This window comes from Marinobacterium jannaschii DSM 6295, from assembly GCF_000620085.1.
Taxonomy (GTDB): Bacteria; Pseudomonadota; Gammaproteobacteria; order Pseudomonadales; family Balneatricaceae; genus Pontibacterium; species Pontibacterium jannaschii.
In genome coordinates this window covers 150,881-174,414 of the sequence record NZ_JHVJ01000010.1, presented here as the reverse complement: position 1 = coordinate 174,414, position 23,534 = coordinate 150,881, and the positions used below count along the sequence as shown (strand labels likewise).

Below are 23,534 nucleotides of genomic sequence, written 5' to 3'. Positions count from 1 at the left end.
TTTACTCTCGAAACGTTGAGCTTATTTATCGCTATTACGATGACACAATGCAACACCCCACCGGAACAAATTTGTCATTAAAACTGGCGGCTAATGTTATTGTCGTCCAGCCCCCCAAAAAGCCAGTATTAGCCATCGCTACCCGCAGGTAGTAACCGGTACGACAGATCATCAGTATGCCCCGAACCAGTCAGCTGTAACGACGGTCTGCCAACCGACTCACCACTGCCAAAAATAAAAACTCAAGGTGAAACGCATGACACAAGCAACAGGGAGCGCCTGCAGTAAGGCGACTTCAACCGGGAGCATGACGCTCCGCCTTCTACCGCTCGCCATCGCAGCCGTACTCGGCAGCGCACAAAGTTCCGCCATGGAGTTCCAGCTGGGTGAAGTCGAAGGTCGCTTCGACTCTCAGCTCTCGATCGGCGCCAGCTGGAGAATGGATAATCCTGACAAAGACCTGATCTCAAGTGCCAACGGTGGCAGCAGCACCAGTCGCAACTCCGGCAGTTACGATGACGGCAGCCTTAACTTCGACAAGGGCGATGCCTTTAGCCAGACCCTGAAAGGCGTGCATGACCTTGAACTTCGCTACGACAATGTGGGCGCTTTTGTCAGGGGAAAATACTGGTATGACTTCGAACTGAAAGACAATGCCCAGAACCACGGCAACACCGTTAACGGCTACAGTGCCAACAGCGACCTGGATGATCGCGGCTTTAACGACTATGCCAAATTCTCCGGGGCGGAAATCCTCGATGCCTACTTCTTTGCCGAACTGGATGTCGGCGACAAGCCACTCGATATCCGTATCGGCCGTCAGGTCGTGAACTGGGGAGAAAGCACCTTTATTCAGGGCGGCATCAACGTCATCAACCCGATCGACGTCAACGCCTTCCGCCGCCCCGGCGCAGAGATCAAAGAGGGGCTGCTGCCGGTCAATATGGCCTTTGCCTCACTGGGCCTGACCGATAACCTCAGCATCGAAGGCTTCTACCAGCTGGAATGGGAACCCACCGCTGTCGACGGTTGCGGCACCTACTTCTCCACCAATGACTTCGCCGCCGAAGGCTGTGACGGCATCCGTATCACCAGCGCCGCGATTCCCGCGACTCAGGTACCGGACAGCGCCTACTTCCAGGGCCCCCTGGTGGTAAACCGTCACGCCAACGGCCGCCGCGAAGCCGACGATGATGGTCAGTTCGGGCTGGCATTGCGCTACTTTGCCGAAGAGCTGAACAACACTGAATTCGGCCTCTATGCGGCCCAGTACAACAGCCGCCTGCCGCTGATCAGCGGCGTCAATACCGCCGTCTCACCGACAGCCCTGTTTACCTCGCTGGTCGGTGCCGGCGTGCCGATCGCCACCGCTCAGGCACAGGCTGCGGCCGCCCCCTTTATGAGCGAGTACTTTGTCAGCTACCCGGAACAGACCCGGATGCTAGGCCTGAGCTTCTCTACCAGCCTTGGCGACATCGCCTGGTCGGGTGAGATCAGCCATAAGAAAGACGTACCGGTACAGATCAACGGCCCGCTGCTGGTTGGCGCCATCCTGACCCAGTTCAGCGGCGGTATTGGCAACGCCGGGGCGGATAACCTGATCTCCGGTGCCGGCCTCGGCTCAGAAATTCAGGGCTACTCGCTGCTGGACGTTACCCAGCTGCAGAGTACTTTTATCAAGTTCTACGACCGGGTGCTGGGCGCCAGCCGCATGACCCTGATCGGCGAACTGGGCTGGACCCATGTGCACGGACTCGATGAAGGCGTAAACGAACTGAAATACGGCCGCGCCGGTGCCTTTGGCTATACCGCCGGTGACAACGACGGCTTTGTTACCCAGGACTCCTACGGCTACGTGGCAAGGGCCAACCTGGTCTATCCCAACACCCTCGCCGGTATCAGCCTGACACCACAGGTCAGCTTTAAGCACGGCGTCAAAGGCTATGGCCCGCAGCCGGGTGCCGCCTTCAATGAGGGGGAAAAATCGGTTAGCCTCAGCCTCACCGCCGACTATCTGAACCAGTACCGTGTGCAGCTGGCCTACACCGACTTCTTCGGCGGTGACTATAACGCCCTGTCTGACCGGGACTTCCTGTCCCTCAGCGCATCTGTATCCTTTTAACCGGTCTCAGGAGAATCCAATGAACCTTAAACCTACCCGCCTGCTACTGAGCATGGGCCTGATCCTGAGCAGCAGCACCGCCCTGGCGGCCGTCTCCGAACAGGACGCCGCCCGACTGGGCCAGAGCCTGACCCCGATGGGGGCCGAACAGGCAGGCAATACCGAAGGCACCATCCCGGCCTGGAATGGCGGCCTGCCGCCGGCAGACAATCGCTATCAGGACCCTTTTGCCGATGAACAGCCGCTGTTCGAGATCAACGCCGGTAACGCAGAACAGCATAAAGACAAGCTGTCACCGGGCCAGCTGGCGATGCTGCAGAAATATCCCGACAGCTTCAAAATGAAGGTCTATCCGAGTCACCGCACCGCTGCAGTGCCCGACAATATCCAGCACAGCATGCGCCAGAATGCCGTGCGCGCTATCCTCAGCGATGACGGCAACGGCATCCAGCAGCTGTCAGAGGGGGTCGCCTTCCCGATCCCGAATAACGGCCTGGAAGCGATCTGGAACCATATGACCCGCTACCGTGGTGGCTCACTGGCACGTACCTTTGTTCAGGTGCCGGTCAATGCCAACGGCAGCTTCACCCCGGTGAAGATCTACGAAAAGATGGCCTGGCCCAACTACCTGGAAAACAACAAACCGGGGAAAAATGACAACATCCTGTTCTACTTCGTGCAGCAGGTAAAAGCCCCCACCCGCCTTACCGGCAACGTCCTGCTGGTGCATGAGACCATCGACCAGATCACCCAGCCACGCCAGGCCTGGTCCTACAATGCCGGCCAGCGCCGGGTGCGCCGCGCACCGCAGATCGCCTACGACGCACCGGGTACCGCCACCGACGGCCAGCGCACCACCGATAACCTGGATATGTTTAACGGCGCGCCGGACCGCTACAACTGGAAACTGGTCGGCAAGCAGGAGATGTATATCCCCTACAACAACTTCAAGCTGGCCGACCGCAGCCTGAAGTACGACGAGATCCTGCAACCGGGCCACCTCAACCCGGAACTGACCCGCTATGAACTGCACCGGGTCTGGAAAGTAGAAGCCACACTGAAGGATGGCGAGCGCCATATCTACGCCAAGCGCACCTTCTACCTGGATGAAGACAGCTGGCAGATCTCCGTTGTCGACCACTTCGACGGCCGTGGCGAACTCTGGCGTGTCGGTGAAGCTTTCCAGTTCCAGTACCGTGACGTACAGGTCCCCTGGATCACCGCCGAGACCCTCTACGACCTGCAGTCCGGCCGCTACCTGGTCGGCGGCCTGACCAACGAGGAAGGCAACGGCTTCGACTTCAGCCAGCGCTTTAAGTACAAGGAATTCACCCCCCAGGCGATCCGCCGTATGGGTAAACGCTAACTAGCCGTTTCTCTCCACCCCACCAAAGCAGAGCCCCCGGCTCTGCTTTTTTTATGGTGCCCCGTAACAAACCCACGAGTGCAGTCTCCGCTTCAGTGGGAGCGATTTCCAAGCGCGAATAGCAATATTGGGAGTATTTTCGGGGCCATCAATGCTGCCTGATATCTGTGGTAGGCCAACTGTCGATTCTGCACCATTCGATCTGACTGCAAACCAGCTGCGAGTTACGAGGCTGTTCATTTTCTTTACTCGCATAAAGAAAACGACCAAAAGTGCGCCCCGCGACTTGTGGGCTGCGCCCATTCCCTGCGCTTGCCGCCTGTTTCGGGGCGGGCCGGAAACTCCTCGCTGCGCTCGTCAGACACCCAGCCCGCTAATCCCGCCCCAGGCGTCAATGCTCGGCTGCATCGAAGGGGGATGGGTACTTCGTAGCGTGGTGTAGAGCGCAGCGAAACCCACGAAAACCCTAAAACAACGCCGCATTAGCCTGCAGCGTTTCCGGTGAAAAGCGATAGATCCGCATATTATCGACGCAGAAAGCCCCTTGTTTGCGGTAGAACTCAATTGCCGGAGTGTTCCAGTCCAGGCAACCCCACTCCAGCAACTCACAGCCGCGATCCACCGCCAGCCTGGACAGGAACTGCATTACGATATTGCCCAGCCCCTCGCCACGCATCGAATCGTCGATCAGAAAGCCATCGATATAAAGCCCGGCGCGTCCAGTAAAGGCAGAGCTTTTCTCATGGAAATAGGCAAAGCCCACCACCTCGCCATCCCAAAGCCCAAACAGCGCCTCACCCTGCTTGGATTGCAGCAGCTGCTCGATCCGCTCAGGCGTGGCGACAATCTTGTCCTCCATCTTCTGATAGCGGCCAAGCTTTTTCATATAGTCGACAACCAGTGCGGCATCAACAGGCGTTGCCATTCGGATAGAGAAACGGGGGTTTTTGGTTTGGATTAGGGACATTTTTTTACTTATAAAGAACATTGAATTGAGTGCTGCGGTTAGTAATGCCAGGACGATCCGTCAGGGAAATATCATTATTGTACATACCGTCTGCAAATTTTGATGGGTGTCCTTTCTCTAGTTCCCTAAGTGAAACGCCCTGTGCGGACCCGCATGCAGGGTGTTGTGGGGGCTGAGGGCTAGAGACCCTCGGCTACCCGATTAAGTGCTTTACCATATCCGCGAAACTTCTACTGATTCTAACGATTGCAGCACCCGTTGTGCCTCAGCATCAAACTCGCTATTAAGAACTGATCTTGTAGATTTGATCATTAACGCTTTCAACTTTTCGTAATAGGCCATATATAGATCATCATCAAGTTCACTCCTAGACTCGTAAATCGTAAATGTATGGTGCTGGACCTCCTCTAACCATGATTCAAAGCTATCAGGATCGGTTTTCATTGCTTGAAAAAATGCTTTTGGAGCTTGTGCTAACGACTTTGATAATTCAGATCCGATTTCTGCAACAGCCGCACCATCACGTGACTTCCAACTTTCAACGAGCTTCGGTATGGATGCTTCCCCAAGACGATCTTCTAACGCATCTAGTAGCCTAGGCCCAAATTCCAAAGCCCATCCACTAGCTCTATCATCTACTCCAGCACCGTGTGCTGCACTATTTAGCAGAGGTAGAAGGTCTTCGATAGCAGCCACCTCTTCACTATTTAATGCTCCTTTCCGAATTAACTCATGCGTTAGTTTTCTTAAAGGGATTCGCTCAGACTGAATGCCACGATTTTTTGCCAGCTCTCTTATTCTTGATTCTATTTCAATTCTTAAACCCGCCAGTGCGAGATTGGGGTCATTGCCAGCTACTGCTTGAAAGGCATATACGTGATGTTCGCTTTCTTCATCGTGAGCGGGCTCTTTCAATAACCCAGCATCTTCTACTTTCTTCTTTGCAGCCTCTAGGTCCTGAAACTCTACCTTTAGGCCTCCGGGTAATTCTACACTTCTAAACAGCGGGGCTAGCCATGGAAGCATTGCAACTAGTAGTAGCGTAACTGTGATTCCATCAATTTTAATTTCTGGAAAGTATGTATGAACCAATGCCATCACGACTGCAATGGTGGTTATAATTATTTGTATGAATCTTGTGTTCATTCTTTTTCGCTTAACGAGGCTGTCGGATTAGAGATTTAACCCTATAAATATCCATTTCAGACAGCCCTCCTTGTTCTGTTGTGAGTTTGAAGCGATGCATCTGCTATCAACGGAGACCCGATTCAAACACGCTTTAATTGTCTTTTACACTGATCCGAGCCGTTATTCAGCCCGTTTTTTCTTTTCAGTGTCTTAATTGCCCGGCGGTACTTATTTTCTCGATATTGTGTACCAAGCAGTACATCAGCCACTGGGCATTGACCTTGGATTCACCTCGCAAGGTGAAGCGTTTTAGTCCCTTGTTGGTTTCCAGATTGCCGAACACCGGCTCAACGGTGCCCAGTCGCTGGCTATAGATATGCCGCCCCACCGGGCTGTCGATCTTCTCTTTCATCCGATCCATAAAGCTGGTTTTCGGTGTGTTGGCTTTCGGATAGAAGCTGACCTGACGCCCTTCCTTCTGGTTCGGCTTACGCAGGCATTGGCTTTTCAACGGGCAGACCCGGCAGGTTTTGCGGTAGCCCTGGAAACGGACTACGGCTTTGCCATCGATCTCGCTATCCCTATATGTCAGCACCTGGGTAAACAGCGGTGCGATCACATCGTCCATCCGGCTGATAAAGTCCGCGAGGGTGCTGTGGTGAGGCTGACTGTCAGCGGACAGGGCCATAAAGATCACATTCTCACGACACGCCTGCGCAATCTTGCGGCTGGAGGTGATGCCTCGGGAATAGGCAAACGGGACAATCTTTAACAGCAGTGCCGGATCGTAGGCCGGAGCACCGTTGTAGTCGTTGCGATGGCGGGATTCAAACAGGGACAGGTCGAGGTCATGATCGACCACGTGGCTGAGGGTATATTCGAAGGTGCCAGGCTGAATCTGATCCGCAAACCGCAGCGGGATCATCTTGGTCTGGTTGTAATCGTAGTGTTTGTAGCGTGCCATCCCTTGCACCCTCAGCGGTAAAGTTCTTTTCAGCGATTGTAGCGAGGAAAAGCCCCCGGCACCAAGGGACTCAGGACTTATCCGACAGCCTCAACGCTTACGGCACGGGCGAGCGTAGCGAGTCCAAACCACGCAGTGGCTGAACGTGCCCGTACTTGTTATATATACTTATTTCACGCGGACCCAACGACCTGATTTTTCAATTGTTTCTTTAATTGAGCTACCATCTTCACCGGCTCTAAGAACTTCCACTTTATGGGTAAACTCTTCGATAAATATCTCTTTGCTTTCATACTTTCCATCAATGCTGAACATTTCAAATTCACCATCGCTGTTCTTTATCTGAATAACGACCTTTGGTTCAAGTTCGTTACTTGGATTATTTTCTTGAGGCTGAATTTTGGTGGTATATATAGACCAAGCAAGTGCTGCAATTGAAGAAACAGATGCTGCTGTACCTATGACCCCCTGCCAGTTTAATGAGGCATAGACTACACCCGGCTCAAATACTTGCTTATATAAGTAGAACCCATCAACTTCATTGTTGATTTCTTGAAGCAACGAGTTTTTATTCGGTCCATGCTCAAAATTCGCCAATGCACCAATTATCAATAGTTCCCGAGCCACAGTAGAACCTCATTCGCTTTTCAGCTGAAAAATTCATTCATTAATCGTAAGCACAACGTTTTCCGGCAAGTACATGAACCACTTTGCGGCGCTGCTTTCTATCCTATCCCCAGTTAGCGGGCCATAGCTCCACACTACATCACCAGCTCCAATACTCATCGCAAATTCGAACCCGGCTTTCTTCAAAACCGAAGTATCTGACGATTCTTTTAGTACTTCCGTTCTAAATTCATCTCCAACATTGCCAGTTGGGATAGTTTTGTAGAGTTTCAACACTACCTCCGAAAGATATAACGCCTTGCACTGCGGCGAGCGTAGCGAGTCCGGCACCCGTCGGCTGCGAACTGCTGCAACTTGTTATATTTTCAAGTTTTCGACTAAGTTAAGCAGTAACGTTTCTGGCTTTGACTCTTTAAGCCGCTCATATTCAGCGGGATCTCCACCATAGAGCCTATGCTCAACTGCCCGATTGTTAACCAGGTCATTCCACATCAGAAGCTCATTGAGAGCATCGTTTAGCCTTGATTTTTCAGACTCTGACAGATACGCGGTTAATTTAAGCCCTTCTTCATATATACGGATACACTCCACTTGCAATACTTGATGGATTAAGTTGCTACTTGTCTGTGCTCTGGATAAAGCGCCAAACACTATCTCTCTAAAAGCATATTTTGCTGAATTAATCTTTGATATTTTATCTCGATGGATTGCCAATCTATGGCCAAGAAACAGGCCTAGAAAGGTACCTAGTAAACCACCCAATCCCAAACTTGCTATGTCCATATGGGTTCCGATATATAACAGCTAGATATATGTCAAATTGACGCATTTAAACACGTCAATTTGACATATATCTACAAAACGGAGACTCAATAACGGAGGGTAAGTATTTGATTCTGCTTGCATCCTAAAGCATGGCTCCAGAGTCCTTCTGTGAAAAAGCGTCAAAGTGGTGTCTATCCTCGCATAACTCTATCTGCGACGAAATCCCTCGAACTCTGTTATCGGCCATTGGTTGATCCAATCCCCATTCTCAAATGAGCTGATCGCTCCAAGCTAAGCTACGAAGTGCCAATTTCCCCTTCGACGCAGCCGAGCATTGATGGCTGCTGCGGGATTAGCGGACTGGTTGTCTGACGAGCGCAGCGAGGAGTTTCCAGCCCGCCCCGCTGCAGGCGGCAAGCGCAGGGAATGGGCGCAGCCCACAAGTTGTGGGGCGCACTTTTGGTCGCTTTCTTTATGCGAGTAAAGAAAATGAACAACCTCAGGAATCGATGTTGGTTTGCAGCCGGATCGAATGCTCAGAACCAACAGCAGGGTTACCACAAATATCAGGCCTCATTGATGGCCCTGAAAATACTCCCAACCCGGATATTCGCGCTTGGAAAGCGCTCCCACAAAAGCGGCGGGAGCAATGGCGAATCGCAGTCGGAATTCACCGTAGGTTTCGCTGCGCTCTACACCAGGCTACGGAGTGCCCACCTCCCCTTCGACGCAGCCGAGCATTGATGGCTGCTGCGGGATAAGCGGGCTAGGTGTCTGACGAGCGCAGCGAGGAGTTTCCAGCCCGCCCCGCTGCAGGCGGCAAGCGCAGGGAATGGGCGCAGCCCACAAGTTGTGGGGCACCTTTTCTTTTGGTTCGTTTTCTTTGGGTGAGCAAAGAAAATGAACAACCTCGTGACTCGATGTTGGATTGAAGTCAGATCGAATGCTCAGAATTGCAGGCTGGCCACCACAGAAGTCAGGCAGTAGTGATAGCCCTGGCAAGGGAACCGGATCAATTTCGGCAATAATACCGGCTTCACGGCAATGTTGGGATTCGTCGTTGCACTCCTCGTCACCAACCTACGCATACTTTCACAGTCTCGGAGCGTGGGAACCACGGGAAGGCGCTATAAGCGCGGACGCGACCGGAGGTCGCTGCTACAACAAAACACAAAAACCGGGCCTTGTCGGGCCCGGTTTTCAGGGGTTAAGCGATTTCAGCGATCAGTTCAGGCGCTCAAACACTGTGGCGATCCCCTGCCCCATACCGATACACATGGTGGCCAGGCCGAAGGTGGCGTCCTTGCTTTCCATCAGGTTGAGCAAGGTGGTGGAGATACGGGTGCCGGAGCAGCCCAGCGGGTGACCCAGGGCGATAGCACCGCCGTTGAGGTTAACCTTCTCCTCCATCTGATCCAGCAGGTTAAGGTTCTTCAGTACGGCCAGTCCCTGCGCGGCGAAGGCTTCGTTCAGTTCTACCAGATCGATATCCTGCACCTTCAGTCCGGCACGTTTCAGTGCTTTCTGCGAGGCCGGTACCGGGCCGTAGCCCATGATCGACGGGTCACAGCCGGCTACCGCCATGCTGGCGATGCGGGCGCGTGGTTTCAGGCCCAGCTGTTCGGCCTTGGCGGCGGACATCAGCAGCATCGCGGATGCACCGTCGGAAAAGGCGGAGGAGGTACCGGCGGTGACGGTGCCGACCTTAGGTACGAACACCGGTTTCAGCTCGCCCAGGGTCTCGACGGTGGTTTCCGGGCGGATCACTTCATCCTGGGTCAGCAGGCTCTTAAAGCCCTTTTCGTCATGACCTTCCACCGGGATGATCTCATTGGCCCAGCGCCCCTCCAGGGTTGCTTCGTGCGCCAGGCGGTGGGAACGGGCACCAAACTGGTCCTGCATCTCACGGCTGATGCCATTCATCTTAGCCAGCATCTCGGCGGTTACGCCCATCATCATGGCGGCCTTGGCGACCTGTTTCGACATCTGCGGGTTGACATCGATACCGTGCATCATGCTGACATGGCCCATATGCTCGACGCCGCCGGCGATAAAGATATCGCCATTGCCGGTCATGATGCCCTGGGCGGCGGTGTGCATCGCCGCCATCGAAGAACCGCAGAGGCGGTTGACGGTCTGTGCCGATACGGTATGGGGAATCCCCGCCAGTATGGAGGCGTTACGGCCGATGTTCATGCCCTGCTCCAGGGTCTGGTTCACACAACCCCAGATAACATCTTCAATCTCTGCCGCCTTGACGGCTTCATTACGATCCAGCAGTGCCTTCATCGTGGCAGCGGAGAGCGCTTCAGAGCGGACGTTGCGGAAAGAACCGTTCTTTGATTTGCCCATCGGTGTACGCACCGCATCGACAATCACAACATCATTGGGTTTAAGACTCATTGTTCTCTCTCCATCCTTAACCGAAGTAGGTTTCGCCGGCAGCGGCCATCTGTTTCATCTTGTCAGTTGGCTGGTACAGTGGCCCCAGCGCTTCGTATTTGGCGGCGATCTCGCAGAAGCGCGCCAGTCCCATCTGATCCAGATAGTGCAGCGGGCCACCGCGGAACGGCGGGAAGCCAATGCCCATAATCAGGCCCATATCCGCCTCTGCCGCCGAGGCGACGATGCCATCTTCCAGACAGCGCACGGTCTCAATACAGAGCGGCACCATCATCCGTTCGATGATCTCTTCGTCACTGAACGCCGTCGCAGCGCCGACCACACCGTCCAACAGGGTATCGATCTCAGCATCCGGCAGTTTTTTCGGTTTGCCCTTGCGGTCAATCTCGTAGCGATAGAAGCCTTTGCTGTTCTTCTGACCAAAACGCTCAAGCTGATAGAGGCGATCGATCACGTTCTCACCCTGATGATCCATCCGGTCCGGGAAACCGGCCGCCATCACCCGATCGGCATGGTGCGCGGTATCCACACCCACCACATCCAGCAGGTAAGCCGGGCCCATCGGCCAGCCGAAGCCTTCCATCACTTTATCGATCTGACGGAAATCAGCGCCGTCGCTGATCAGGCGGGCAAAGCCACCGAAGTATGGAAACAGGATACGATTGACCAGGAAGCCCGGGCAGTCGTTGACCACGATCGGCGTCTTACCCATCGCCTTGGCGTAGGCCACGGTGCGGGCGATGGTCGCTTCGGAGGTTTTCTCGCCCCGGATCACTTCCACCAGCGGCATCTTGTGTACCGGGTTAAAGAAGTGCATACCGCAGAAGTTTTCCGGCTTCTGCAGCGCGGTGGCCAGCTCGGTAATGGAGATAGTGGAGGTGTTGGAGGTCAGTACCGCGCCCTCGCTGAGGTGCTGCTCGGCTTCCGCCAGCACCGCCTTTTTCACCTTGGGATTTTCCACCACCGCCTCGACCACCAGATCGACCCGGTTGAAGTCGCCGTAACTGAGGGTCGGGGTGATGCGGTTGATCGTCTGCGCCATCTTCGCCGCATCGATACGGCCGCGCTTTAGCTGGCCGCCGAGCAGTTTATTGGCTTCATCCAGCCCCAGCTGCAGCGCCGGTTCGGCGATATCCTTCATCAGGATAGGGGTGCCCCTGGAAGCGGACTGGTAGGCCACGCCGCCGCCCATAATACCGGCGCCCAGCACGGCCGCCTGCTGCACCGCTTCGGCCTGGGCTTCATATTTGCCGGTGATCTTCTTGATCGCCTGGTCTTTCATAAACAGGCCGACCAGTGCACGGGTCACTTCGTTACGGGCCAGTTTGGCAAAGCCCGCCGCTTCAATCGGCAGCGCCTTATCGCGTGGCAGGCTGGCGTGTTTCTGGATGGTTTTCAAAGCCGCCAGCGGTGCCGGATAATGCGGCCCGGCCTTGCCGCCAATCACGCCTTTGGCGCTCTCGAAGGCCATCATCTGCTCGATCTGGTTGAGCTTGATCGGGGATTTTTTCTCTTCCCGGCGCGCCAGGTAATCAAACTTGCCCTCGATGCAGTTGCGCAGCAGGTCCAGCGCAGCCTCGCGCACCAGCTCCGGCGCAACCACCGCATCGGCCACACCGTCTTTCAGTGCGGCAGCAGCACGTTTCTCAGCGCCGCCACAGATCCACTCATTGGCATTATCGACACCGATCAGGCGTGGCAGGCGCACGGTACCGCCCCAGCCCGGATAGATCCCCAGCTTCACTTCCGGCAGGCCTATCTTTGCACCTTCTGCCATTACCCGGTAATCGGTACTGAGACACAGCTCGCAGCCACCGCCCAGGGCAATGCCGTTGATCGCCGTCACGGTCGGGCAAGGCAGGTCTTCGATGCTGTTGAAGATCTGGTTCAGCTCCAGCAGCGCCGCTACGATGCTCTCCTCATCGGAGGAGAACATCTGGTTAAATTCCTTAATATCGGCGCCAACAATAAAGCAGGACTTGGCGCTGGAGAACAACACACCGCTGAGATCGTCACGGGCAGCCAGCTGCGCCACTGCATCACGCAGCTCGCCCAGTGTTGCCTGATCCAGCTTATTGATCGATTCGTTCTGATTGTCGAATACCAGGTTGAAGATACCGCCTTCAACCGCTTCCACACGGATCGACTGACCTTGATAAAGCATCTGATTTGCTCCGTTCATTTTTATTCTCTACCACGCCCTCCGGCGCAGCGACAGATCCCGTTACGGGCCGGGTACTCCGGGTTACAGACTCGGGTAACCGGCCCAGGTGATAGTTAGATACTAATTCGCGGACGGTTTGCGGCAATGACAAAATAGGGCTGTTTTAGTGACACAAGAATTCACCAACTATAAAAACCTTTTAAATCAATGCCTAACAAACAACGAAAACGTGACACTTTGTTTCATTACGACTTAATAAGTAGCGGGCGGGCATAAAAAACCGGCGCGGGGCCGGTAAAAGGTAATGCAATGCCAGAAAGGGAATGCAAAACAGGGAATACGGGGTTAGTGCTGCTCGGGCCTATTCCGGGGCAGCCTGGTATAGCTCCGGCAGGTAGGTTTTGATCACTTCACTGTCGGCCGCCCAGGTACGGCAACTGTTCAGCATCACCTGGGCTCCCAGTTTCATAATGTCATCCCGGGTGCTGGGCCACAGGGTTTGCACGGCGGTGGTGGCGATCGGAACCAGCAGCTCACTGAGGTGGGTGCAGCCCTGCACGCCCCCCAGCAACTCTTTCACCTGACGCTGCCAGCCCGGGCCGATACGTGTGCCTTCCAGCTTACGGAAGGCTCCGGTCACTCCCGGACACATACGAAACGGAGACTGGTCGATCACCGCCTCAACCTCGTGGATCAGCAGCCCCTGGTCGATGGTGATACGTAACCCCATATCATGAAACGCTTCACCGGCGGCGATATAGCCACCGCGCTCAGGGTTATCCACCGGCTGGCTTTTGATATCCGTCATATGGCCTTCGATATCCCAGAGCCCGTCTTCACGCTGGTAGCCGTAGCAGCTGACGCTGCGGTGATGCGCCAGGCTGCGGCGCTGTGGTTTGGACAGTGGCATCAGCTCACCTCCTCCAGTTGCTTTTCAGCCGGCTGAGGCTCTGCTGCCGGTGTCCTGAGTGCCCGGCGCAGGATTTTACCCACATTGGATTTCGGCAGCTCGGCGACAAATTCCACGTGCTTTGGCACCTTGTAGCGGGTCAGGCGTTCCTTACACCAGTCACGCAACAACTCACGGTTCAGCTCCGTCGCTTTGGCGACCACAAACAGTTTGACGGCTTCACCGCTGTTATGGTCCGGAATGCCGACAGCAGCACACTCCAACACATCCGGATGCAGGCTCACCACATCCTCCACCTCGTTGGGGTAAACATTGAAGCCGGAGACGATGATCATATCCTTGGCCCGGTCGACGATGCGGATATAACCGTCAGCCTGCCGAACGGCAATATCACCGGTTCTGAAGTAGCCATCGGCAGTAAAGCTTTCGCGGGTATCCTCCTCCCGCTGCCAGTAACCCCGCATCACTTGCGGACCTTTGACGCAGAGTTCTCCCGGTTGCTCGACGGGCTGCTCGACGCCCTCCTGAAGGATACGCACATCGGTATGAATCACCGGGAAGCCGATACTGCCGATCTGCAGCGCGCCGACCCGGTTCATGCATACCGCCGGCGCGGTTTCGGTCAGGCCGTAGCCCTCCACGACCTGACAGCCGGTGACCTGATGCCACTGATCGGCCGCGGCATGGGTCAGTGCCATACCACCGGAGAAGGTCACCTGCAGTGCGCTGAAATCCAGCGCCCGGAATCGTTCATGATTGCAGAGTGCGACAAACAGCGTATTGAGACCGATAAAGGTCGATGGCTGCCAGTTGGACAACTCTTTGACAAAGCCATCCAGATCGCGCGGATTGGGGATCAGCACGATATGACCGCCGGAAATCAGTGATGCCTGGGCGATGGTAAAGGCGTAGATATGGTATAGGGGTAACGGCAGTATCAGCTGGCGCTGCCAGCCGGAACCGCTTTCATCGATCCGCTTCTGTCCCTGCAGCATATTGGAGATCAGGTTGGCGTGCGTCAGCATCGCCCCCTTGGAGACACCCGTGGTGCCGCCGGTATACTGCAGTACGGCGATATCCCCCCTTACCCGGGTGACCGGATCGGGCTTGCCCCCCATATATTTCAGCAGCGCGCTGCGCAGCGGGATGGCCCCCGGCAGGTGGTATTTGGGTTCCATCCGCTTGAGGTATTTCACCGCCGCATTCAGCAGGGTGCGCTTCACAAAATCATGCAGGTCGCCCACCTGAGTGACGAAGGTATAGTCGATCGCGGTGCTGGCCAGTATCTGGTCTGCCTTGTGCGCCATGCTCTTGTGGATAATCAACGCCCGCGCGCCCGAGTCGTTAAACTGGTGCTGCATCTCGGAGGCGGTATAAAGCGGATTGGTGTTCACCACCACCAGCCCGGCCAGCATGGCACCGTAGAGCACCACTGGATACTGGATCAGGTTGGGCAACTGGATTGCAATCCGGTCACCCGGTTTCAGGTCGGTCTCGCGCTGCAGGTAGAGCGCAAATGCCTGCGCCAGTTGCCCCAGTTCAGCGTAACAAAGGGTACGGCCAAAGCTGGTAAAGGCCGGGTTATCCGGATACTGCGCCACCGCACAGGCCAGTACATCGGGAATTGTCTCGAAACCCTGTGGGTTAATATCCACAGGGATAGTGTCCGCAGCGGGAATCTGCCCGTCCATTGTGACCTCACTTACTGTTATTTTTATTGTTGATCAGGCTCCGGCCCTGTTCAGCGTACCGGAAACAGCAGCGCCAGCTTGGTGGCTTCCATGATGTTGCCATCAGCCTGGATGCGACCGGACATGAAGGCCTGCATACCATCCAGCTCGCCGGACATCACCTCCGTCAGGGTGGTGCTGTCCAGGTTCAGCGTCACCGTCGGCGCATCGTGAGTCCCTTCAGCGATCTGACATTCGCTGTCAGCCACCGCGACACTCCAGTGTGTATCGCCATCCACCACATACTGGAACACAGCATCGGTACCGGCTGCAGCGTCGGCGTTAAAGCGGGTTTTCATCTCGGTAAAAATTGCGTTCAGGTCTGCCATGGTATCTGTTTCCTTGATGTTATTCCGGCCCTGTCGACGGGCATTTAAGCGCAGCAGGCCCAGCACCAGCGCCTGGCCTGCCTTGGTTTTCAGTAGTTGTTTAAGCATCTGTATCAGCTGCCTTAGAAGCGGAAGTGAGTTTCATCCAGCTCCATCAGGTTGTCAGCACCGGACAGCAGGGTCTCGACCAGGCTGCGGGTACGCGGCAACAGGCGCTGATAGTAGAAACGTGCAGTGGTCAGCTTGGCGGTATAGAACGCCACTTCATCGGTACCCGCCTCCAGCTGACGCTGAGCGGTTTCAGCCATCCGCGCCCAGAAATACGCCAGGGTGACGTAACCGGAATACATCAGGTAATCCACCGAAGCCGCACCTACTTCGTCGCGGTTCTGCATCGCCTTCATTCCCACCTGCATGGTGATATCGCCCCACTCCTTGTTCAGCTTGTTGAGTGGCATGATAAATTCCCTCAGGTCGACATTGTCGGACTGGGACTGGCAGTACTGGTGGATCACTTTGGTAAAGCGTTTCAGCGACTCGCCCTGAGTCATCAGTACCTTACGTCCCAGCAGATCCAGTGCCTGTACCTGGGTCGTGCCCTCGTACAGCATGGAGATGCGGCTGTCGCGCACGTTCTGCTCCATCCCCCACTCGGCAATGTAACCGTGGCCGCCGAACACCTGCAGGCCGTGGTTGGCAGACTCAAAGCCCACCTCGGTAAGAAAGGCCTTGGCAATGGGTGTCAGCAGGGCCAGCAGACCATCGGCCTCGATGCGCTCTTCCTCGGAGGCGAGTTTCACTTTATCTACCAACTGGGCGGTGTAGTAGATCAGCGCCCGGCCGCCTTCGGCAAAGGCTTTCTGGGTCAGCAGCAGCTTACGCACTTCCGGATGCACTATGATCGGGTCTGCCGGCTTCTCCGGGCACTTGGGGCCGTTCAGGCTGCGCATCTGCAGACGGTCTCTGGCGTAGTCCAGTGAGTTCTGGAAAGCCCACTCAGCGTGCGCCAGTCCCTGCAGGGCAGTCCCGATACGGGCAGTGTTCATAAAGGTGAACATGCAGTTGAGGCCCTTGTTGGCCTGGCCGATCAGGTAACCGGTCGCGCCGTCGAAGTTCATCACACAGGTGGAGTTACCGTGGATACCCATCTTGTGTTCCAGCGAGCCACAGCTGACGCCGTTACGCTCACCAATACCTTCACCCTGCGGCATAAACTTCGGCACGATAAACAGCGAGATCCCTTTGGTACCCCGCGGCGCATCGGGCAGGCGGGCCAGGACGATATGGACAATATTGTCCGCCATATCGTGTTCACCGGCGGAGATAAAGATCTTGGTACCGCTAATGCTGTAGCTGCCATCGGCATTCGGCTCGGCCTTGGTACGCAGCATGCCCAGGTCGGTGCCGCAGTGAGGTTCGGTCAGGCACATGGTGCCGGTCCATTCACCGCTGACCAGCTTCGTCAGATAGGTCGATTTCTGATCTTCCGTGCCGTGGGCTTCAATGGTATTCATCGCACCATGACTCAGCCCCGGATACATACTCCAGGCCCAGTTGGCGGTACCCACCAGCTCGTTGATAACGATACCCAGTGATTCCGGCAGCCCCTGTCCGCCCCACTCGGTATCATGTGCCAGTGAAGGCCAGCCACCTTCGACAAACTGCTGGTAGGCTTCACGGAAACCATCCGGAGTCTTAACGCCCTCTTCCGTCAGCTGGCAACCCTGCTGATCACCCACCTGGTTCAGTGGCGCCAGCACACGCTCAGAGAACTTAGCGCCCTCTTCGACAATGGCGCTGACCATATCCGGCGTCGCTTCCTCACAGCCGGGCAGGCTCTGGTAGTGCTTGTCCATCGCCAGCATTTCATTCAGCACAAAGTTCATATCACGCAAAGGGGCCTTATATTCCGGCATAACCCGTCCCTCATTCCTGTTGTTTTTCTGGGTCGCGCGATGCCTGCATTTGGCTACGGAATCGCTGAAGACCAACATTGATGGTGTATGAAAAGAATGGTTCAAAGTGGCGCAACGGCCAATAACAAAAGCTGCCATTTTTTGTGACAAAAATAAGCACAACAACACAAAATTCAACTAACCCATTGATAGCAAACAGATAATAAACAACCAAGCACAGACAAACCCACCGACTTAAGCGTTCACAAGGATCAGAAAATCGAAAACGGGCCGCCTCCCGGAGAGGAGGCGTTATGGAAAGGCAGGAATGACCCGAGTGCAGGTCATCCCGTGAATGGCGGGTTTCAGGTCAACACAAGTCCCGCTACTGCACCGTCACCGGCTTCTTCGCCCGCTCATGCAGCAGACAGGCCAGGGCCGGAATAAGGATCAGCGCCCCCAGCATGTTCCAGATAAACATAAAGGTCAGCAGGATGCCCATATCGGCCTGGAAACGGATCGGCGAGAACACCCAGAGCACCACCCCGATCGCCAGCGTCAGGCCGGTAAAGGCCACCGACTTGCCGGTGGTATTGAGGGTTAGCATATAGGCCCGTGGCAGGTCATAGCCCTGTGACAGATAGGTATTGAGCCGGGAATAGATATAGATGCCGTAGTCGACCCCAATCCCGACCCCCAGCGCGATCACCGGCAGGGTCGCCACTTTGACACCGATTCCCAGCTGTGCCATCAGCGCCTGACACAGCAATGAGGTCAGGGCCAGCGGCGCGATAATACAGGCCACCACTTTCAGCGACCGGAAGGTCAGCAGGCACAGCAGGCTCACCACGCCATAGACCCAGAGCAACATCTGGTACTGTGCTGTACCGATCACCTCGTTGGTGGCAGCCTCAAAGCCGGCATTGCCGGCAGCCATCAGGAAGCTGACCTGGTCAGAGTTATGCTGATTGGCAAAACGCTCCACCGCGGCGGTCACCTGCTTCAGGGTCTCTGCCCGGTGGTCGTCGAGGAAGATGATCACCGGCAACAGTGAGCAATCGGTATTCATCAACCCTGCCGGCACATACGCCAGCGAGGCGTTGATCACCAGCTGGTTGCGGTTGACGGCCCGCCACTTCAGGCTGCCCTCGTTCAGTCCGGCGGTTACCCGCTCCGATACATCGGTCAAAGAGATGCTGCTCTGCACCCCGGCAACACTGTTCAGGCGGTGCTGAAAGCGGTCCACCAGCGCCAGGGTGTTATAGCTGCTGCACTGCTCCGGTGCGGTTTTCACCATCACCACAAAGGTATCACTGGAGGTAGCGTAGTTCTCACTGATAAAGCGATTGTCACGGTTATAGCGGGAGTCGGCCCGCAGCTCCGGCGCCCCGGCGTCCAGGTCACCGATTTTCAGGTCCTGACTGAGGATAATTCCGGCCAGCATCATCAGCGCCGCTACCGACAGTGCCGCCAACGCACCGCGCCAGCGGCTGAATACGGTTAGTAGCTGCCAGCGACTGTGCGACCGTTCTGAGGCCAGCCGGGCCCGCAGTTCCGCCCGCTGGCCAACGCCAAAGCAGGCCAGCAGCACCGGCAACAGCAGCAGGTTAGTGAGGACAATCACCGCTACGCCGAGGGATGCTGCAATGGCCAGATCCCGGATCACTTCGATCTCGATCACCCGTAAAGTGACAAAGCCGATACCATCCGAGAGTAACGCAATCAGTCCGGGGATAAAGATAGCGCGGAAGGCACGCCTGGCCGCCTGCAGCTTATCTGCCCCCTGAGCCGACTCCAGGGTGACATTATTCACCACCTGCACGCCGTGACTGACCGCAATGGCAAACACCAGAAACGGTACCAGCATCGAGTAGGGATCAAGCCCGTAGCCCAGCAGGCGCAGCAGCCCCAGCTGCCATACCACGGCAATCAGCGAACAGGCCAGCGGCACCAGCGTGCCTACCACACTGTGGGAATAGAGGTACAGCAACACCAGCGTGACGATGAAAGCGATGGCAAAAAACAGCACCACCTGACGGGCACCGTCGATCAGGTCGCCGACGATCTTGGCAAATCCGGTAATATGTATCTCGATCCCCGCTCGCTGGTACTTGTCGCGGATCAGGCTTTCCAGCTGGCCGGAGAGCTGCTGGTAGTCCAGCTTTTCACCCGTTTGCGGATGGCGGTCAAACAGCGGTACCTGGATAATTGCCGAACGGAAATTGTTAGCCACCAGCCGTCCCACCTGACCCGAACGCAGGATATTAATCCGCAACTGCTCCAGCGCCTCAGCGCTGCCGTCATAGGCCTGCGGGATCACCGGGCCGCCTACAAAGCCCTCTTCTGTGACTTCGGTCCAGCGAACGTTGGGTGTCCAGATCGATTTCAGGGCCGAACGATCGACACCGGGGATAAAGAACACCTCGTCAGTAACCTGCTTCAGGGTATCCTGAAACCCGGCGCTGAAAATATCGCCGTCGGTCGCCTCGACCGAAATTCGCACACTGTTGCCCAGTCCGGCCAGATCGTCTCGGTGGTTAAGGAAGTTTGTCACATAGGGATGTGCCGAGGGGATCATCTTCACAAAGCTGGCATCGGGGCGGATCTGGCTTGCCTGCCAGCCCAACACCAGAGTAATCAGCATAAACAGGGTGATCACCAGACCCCGACGCTGAAACAGCAGGCGTTCCAGCAGGCTTTCGGTCCAGGTGATCGGTGTCAGTAACAGGCGTTCCGTGTTCATCAGATATCACCTCCCGACTGCGCTGAATTCAGATTAACGCGGGTTAGTCCGGCATCGCCGACCAGTATCAGTTGCGGCCCTGCAACCACGGCGGCAGAAAAACTGCTGCGCCCCGCCCCCGCTAATGGCTGAAACTGCTCGCCCTGTTGCTGCAACAGCAAGCCTCCCAGTCCCAGCAGGATCAGGCGGCCTTCCGCATCCGTCAGGGCGGCGTTGATACTGCTGCGGGTCGGTAAGGCCCGCGGCTGCCAGCGCTCACCGTCGGCTGAGTAAAAAAGATGACCACGCAGGCCCATCAGATAGAGTCCGGATTCGGTGTCAGGGGCATCGTGCAGCGCCAGCAAGGAGCCCTCGTAGCCGCTATCCAGCTGTTGCCAGTCTCGGCCCAGGCGGCGCAACAGGGTGCCGGCCTCACCGGCCAGATAGAGGGTGCCGTTACGACTGGCATGAATACTGTTGAAGTGCAGGCGATCGGGATTGGGTAACTGATGGTCGAGGCTCTGCCAGCTGTTGCCACCGTCTTGGGTACTCAGAAACATACCGTAGGCACCGGTGACATAGCCCTCGTTGCGGTCTTTAAACCACAGGTCGAGCAGCGGCACGCTGGGGCCCTCCTGCTGCTGGATCTGTGCATCTTCCAGAGCGTATTCCAGATCCTCCGGGGGCAGACCGCCATTGCCGGTCAAGCGATCCGGTTGCTGCATCGCCTGCTGCAACGCCTCAATACGGAGCTGGTTGATGGCGTTGCCATCCAGCTGTTTGTGCCACTGCTCGCCGCCATCAGCTGAGTGCAGTACCACCCCGTCATGTCCTACCGCCCAGCCGGTGCGCTCATCGATAAACTGCACTGCCGTCAGCAGCACGGCCACCGGTACCTGCGCCTGACGCCAGTGCTGACCGGCATCATCGGAGAGCAGAATAATGCCCTGTTCGCCCACGGCCACCAGCCGCTCGCCGGCACGGGTGATGTCCAGCAACAGCAGCTTCTGGCCGGGCAGCCCCTCCGGTAACGGCAATGTTTCAGCGCGCCGCTGCAGCCGGTCACTGCTGTCAGCCTGAACAGGATAGGAGAAGGTGAAAAGAGTCAGCAGCGATGCCAGCACCGCTAAATAGGCCGCAGGTAATCTCATAGGGAACCCGGTTATTATATTTGTTGGGTAGTTAGAAACTGATCATGCAGTTTCAGGTAACATCGTCGGAACCTCAATGACATTTCTACCCAGCATCACTGACATTTTTCGTTACCGCGAAAACCACAATCGCCACGAAGAACAGCACAGTGATGCCAGGGAGAATAAGCACCGGCCAGCCGTGATACCGCTGGCCGCTAACAATTATGTGCACCGGATAACCAGCACCGGGGCCGCCATCAGATCTGCGCGGCGAGGCGGGTACCCTGGTCTATGGCGCGTTTGGCATCGAGTTCGGCAGCCACATCAGCCCCGCCGATCAGGTGAACCGGTGTGTTACTGATCTGATCCGCCAGGGTTTTATTCGGCTCCTGCCCGGCACAGATGATCACATTATCCACTGCCAGCAGCTGAGGCTCGCCATCGACACTGAGGTGGAGACCGGCATCATCAATTTTCAGGTACTCACACTTATTCAGCATCCGCACCCCTTTCTTAGCCAGGTCAGTACGGTGAATCCAGCCGGTGGTCTTACCCAGCTGTGCGCCCACCTTGGTCGGCTTGCGCTGCAGCAGGTAGACCTCGCGCGCAGACGGTGCAAACTCCGGCTTGACGCCTTCAACACCACCGCGGGCGCTGAGACTCATATCGATGCCCCACTCGGCCATAAAGGCAGAGACATTCTGGCTGCTCGACACACCCTGATGCACCAGTACCTCGGAGATATCGAAACCGATACCACCGGCACCGATCACCGCCACTTTCTGCCCCACCTCGGCACCGTGCATCACATCCAGATAGCCCAATACTTTCGGATGATCGACACCTTCGATCTGCGGAGTGCGCGGGGCGATACCGGTAGCGATAATCACCTCATCAAAGCCGCCCTGCTCAAGGGCATCAGCACTGACCCGGGTATTGAGCTTCAGCGCGACACCGGTCAGCTCCAGCTGACGGGAAAAGTAGCGCAGGGTCTCGTAGAACTCCTCTTTACCCGGAATCCGCTTGGCGACATTAAACTGGCCGCCGATCTCAGACTGGGCATCAAACAGGGTGACCTGATGACCACGCTTTGCCGCCGTGGTCGCGAACGCCAGCCCGGCAGGCCCCGCCCCCACCACCGCCAGCTTCTTCGCCTCAGCGACCGGGGTGATCAGCAACTCGGTCTCGTGACAGGCTCTGGGGTTAACCAGGCAGCTGGTCAGCTTGCCGGCAAAGATATGATCGAGGCAGGCCTGGTTGCAGCCGATACAGGTATTGATCTCATCGGCCCGGCCCTGCTCCGCCTTCATCACAAACTCCGGGTCGGCCAGGAACGGACGCGCCATCGATACCATATCGGCATCCCCCCGCGCCAACACCTCTTCTGCGACCTGCGGCATATTAATCCGGTTGGAGGTAATCACCGGGATACTCAGCTCCTGTCGCACCCGGGCGGTGACCCAGGTAAAGGCCGCGCGCGGTACCTTGGTGGCAATGGTGGGAATACGCGCCTCATGCCAGCCGATACCGGTGTTGATAATAGTGGCGCCGGCCTGCTCGATCTCCAGCCCCAGCCGGACGATCTCTTCCAGTGCGCTGCCGCCTTCAACCAGATCCAGCATCGACAGGCGGTAGATGATAATAAACTGCTCGCCAACCGCCTCGCGGACCCGGCGCACAATCTCGACCGCAAAGCGGATGCGCTGATTATAGTCCCCGCCCCAGTCGTCCTCGCGATCGTTAGTCCTTGCGGCGATAAACTGATTGATCAGGTAGCCTTCGGAGCCCATGATTTCGACACCGTCATAACCGGCTTCCTTCGCCAGCGTGGCGCAGCGGACAAAGTCACCGATCTGCTGTTCGACCTGTTCAGCACTCAGCGGATTGGGCTTAAAGGCGTTGATCGGTGCCTGCAGCGCAGAGGGCGCCACCAGCTGAGGGCTGTAAGCATAGCGTCCGGTATGCAGGATCTGCATACAGATCTTAGCGCCCGCCTGATGTACCGCATCGGTCACAACCCGGTGATTCTGCACATCCTTTTCGTCCGCCATCATGGCGGCACCATGATGTACCACCCCCGCTTCATTGGGTGCGATGCCGCCGGTCACGATCAGCGCCACGCCGCCCCGGGCACGTTCGGCATAGAAAGCGGCCATCCGCTCGAAGCCATGCGGGCGTTCTTCTAATCCCAGGTGCATCGAGCCCATCAGGATACGGTTTTTTAACGTGGTAAAGCCCAGGTCCAGCGGTTGCAGCAGGTTGGGATAGTGCGGGTGTGACTTATTACTCATTTCGATGATCCTTTGGAT

The 23,534-nt window shown here is 56.3% G+C and carries 17 protein-coding genes; 2 read left to right on the top strand and 15 right to left on the bottom strand.

All coding sequences use genetic code 11. The features are described from left to right. The first annotated feature begins 256 nt into the window (after positions 1-256). Positions 257-2,122, top strand: a complete 1,866-nt coding sequence (locus tag Q354_RS0108645) for a DUF1302 domain-containing protein (RefSeq protein WP_084332521.1) — start codon at positions 257-259, stop codon at positions 2,120-2,122. A 19-nt stretch (positions 2,123-2,141) separates the two neighbouring features. After that, positions 2,142-3,488 (top strand): DUF1329 domain-containing protein, encoded by a 1,347-nt coding sequence (locus tag Q354_RS0108640; protein ID WP_027857256.1) that lies wholly within the window; start codon positions 2,142-2,144, stop codon positions 3,486-3,488. A gap of 466 nt (positions 3,489-3,954) precedes the next feature. Here Q354_RS0108640 and Q354_RS0108635 read toward each other — a convergent pair whose 3' ends face one another. From Q354_RS0108635 to Q354_RS0108560, 15 genes are all read right to left on the bottom strand, one after another. Then, entirely contained in the window at positions 3,955-4,455 is a 501-nt protein-coding gene (locus tag Q354_RS0108635; RefSeq protein ID WP_027857255.1) for a GNAT family N-acetyltransferase, read from the bottom strand. A 210-nt stretch (positions 4,456-4,665) separates the two neighbouring features. Then, positions 4,666-5,601, bottom strand: coding sequence for a hypothetical protein (locus Q354_RS0108630; RefSeq protein ID WP_027857254.1), 936 nt, complete (start codon positions 5,599-5,601; stop codon positions 4,666-4,668). Between the two features lie 184 nt (positions 5,602-5,785). Continuing rightward, positions 5,786-6,547, bottom strand: a complete 762-nt coding sequence (locus Q354_RS27300) for a transposase (protein WP_051559995.1) — start codon at positions 6,545-6,547, stop codon at positions 5,786-5,788. Between the two features lie 168 nt (positions 6,548-6,715). Beyond that, positions 6,716-7,174, bottom strand: a complete 459-nt coding sequence (locus Q354_RS0108620) for a hypothetical protein (protein WP_027857253.1) — start codon at positions 7,172-7,174, stop codon at positions 6,716-6,718. Between the two features lie 33 nt (positions 7,175-7,207). Continuing rightward, on the bottom strand, positions 7,208-7,447 hold the full coding sequence (locus Q354_RS0108615) for a hypothetical protein (RefSeq protein WP_156948272.1): 240 nt from the start codon (positions 7,445-7,447) through the stop codon (positions 7,208-7,210). Positions 7,448-7,531: 84 nt separating this feature from the next. After that, positions 7,532-7,957 carry a hypothetical protein gene (locus Q354_RS0108610; protein WP_027857251.1) on the bottom strand — a complete coding sequence of 142 codons (426 nt, stop codon included), beginning with the start codon at positions 7,955-7,957 and terminating at the stop codon, positions 7,532-7,534. Positions 7,958-9,163: 1,206 nt separating this feature from the next. Then, positions 9,164-10,342: an acetyl-CoA C-acyltransferase FadA gene (gene fadA, locus Q354_RS0108600; RefSeq protein WP_027857249.1), complete on the bottom strand. Its 1,179-nt coding sequence runs from the start codon at positions 10,340-10,342 to the stop codon at positions 9,164-9,166. 16 nt (positions 10,343-10,358) lie between these two features. After that, positions 10,359-12,506, bottom strand: coding sequence for a fatty acid oxidation complex subunit alpha FadB (fadB, locus tag Q354_RS0108595; RefSeq protein ID WP_027857248.1), 2,148 nt, complete (start codon positions 12,504-12,506; stop codon positions 10,359-10,361). Between the two features lie 361 nt (positions 12,507-12,867). Continuing rightward, positions 12,868-13,416: a DUF2889 domain-containing protein gene (locus Q354_RS0108590; RefSeq protein ID WP_027857247.1), complete on the bottom strand. Its 549-nt coding sequence runs from the start codon at positions 13,414-13,416 to the stop codon at positions 12,868-12,870. Further along, positions 13,416-15,107 (bottom strand): AMP-binding protein, encoded by a 1,692-nt coding sequence (locus Q354_RS25085; RefSeq protein WP_036229049.1) that lies wholly within the window; start codon positions 15,105-15,107, stop codon positions 13,416-13,418. Before Q354_RS25085 ends, Q354_RS0108590 begins: the two co-directional genes overlap by 1 nt. A gap of 50 nt (positions 15,108-15,157) precedes the next feature. Beyond that, entirely contained in the window at positions 15,158-15,583 is a 426-nt protein-coding gene (locus Q354_RS0108580; protein ID WP_245601017.1) for an SCP2 sterol-binding domain-containing protein, read from the bottom strand. A 14-nt stretch (positions 15,584-15,597) separates the two neighbouring features. After that, the gene (locus Q354_RS0108575; RefSeq protein ID WP_027857245.1) at positions 15,598-17,391 is read right to left on the bottom strand and encodes an acyl-CoA dehydrogenase C-terminal domain-containing protein; all 1,794 of its coding nucleotides are present in this window, start codon (positions 17,389-17,391) and stop codon (positions 15,598-15,600) included. 364 nt (positions 17,392-17,755) lie between these two features. Next, positions 17,756-20,113, bottom strand: coding sequence for an efflux RND transporter permease subunit (locus Q354_RS25080; RefSeq protein ID WP_051559994.1), 2,358 nt, complete (start codon positions 20,111-20,113; stop codon positions 17,756-17,758). Further along, complete coding sequence (locus tag Q354_RS25075; protein ID WP_051559993.1) at positions 20,113-21,243, bottom strand: WD40/YVTN/BNR-like repeat-containing protein; 1,131 nt, start codon at positions 21,241-21,243, stop codon at positions 20,113-20,115. The genes Q354_RS25080 and Q354_RS25075 overlap by 1 nt, the downstream gene beginning before the upstream one ends. A gap of 239 nt (positions 21,244-21,482) precedes the next feature. Further along, a complete protein-coding gene (locus Q354_RS0108560) occupies positions 21,483-23,516 on the bottom strand; it encodes an NADPH-dependent 2,4-dienoyl-CoA reductase (RefSeq protein WP_027857244.1) in 2,034 nt (677 codons plus the stop codon). Between the last annotated feature and the right edge of the window lie 18 nt (positions 23,517-23,534).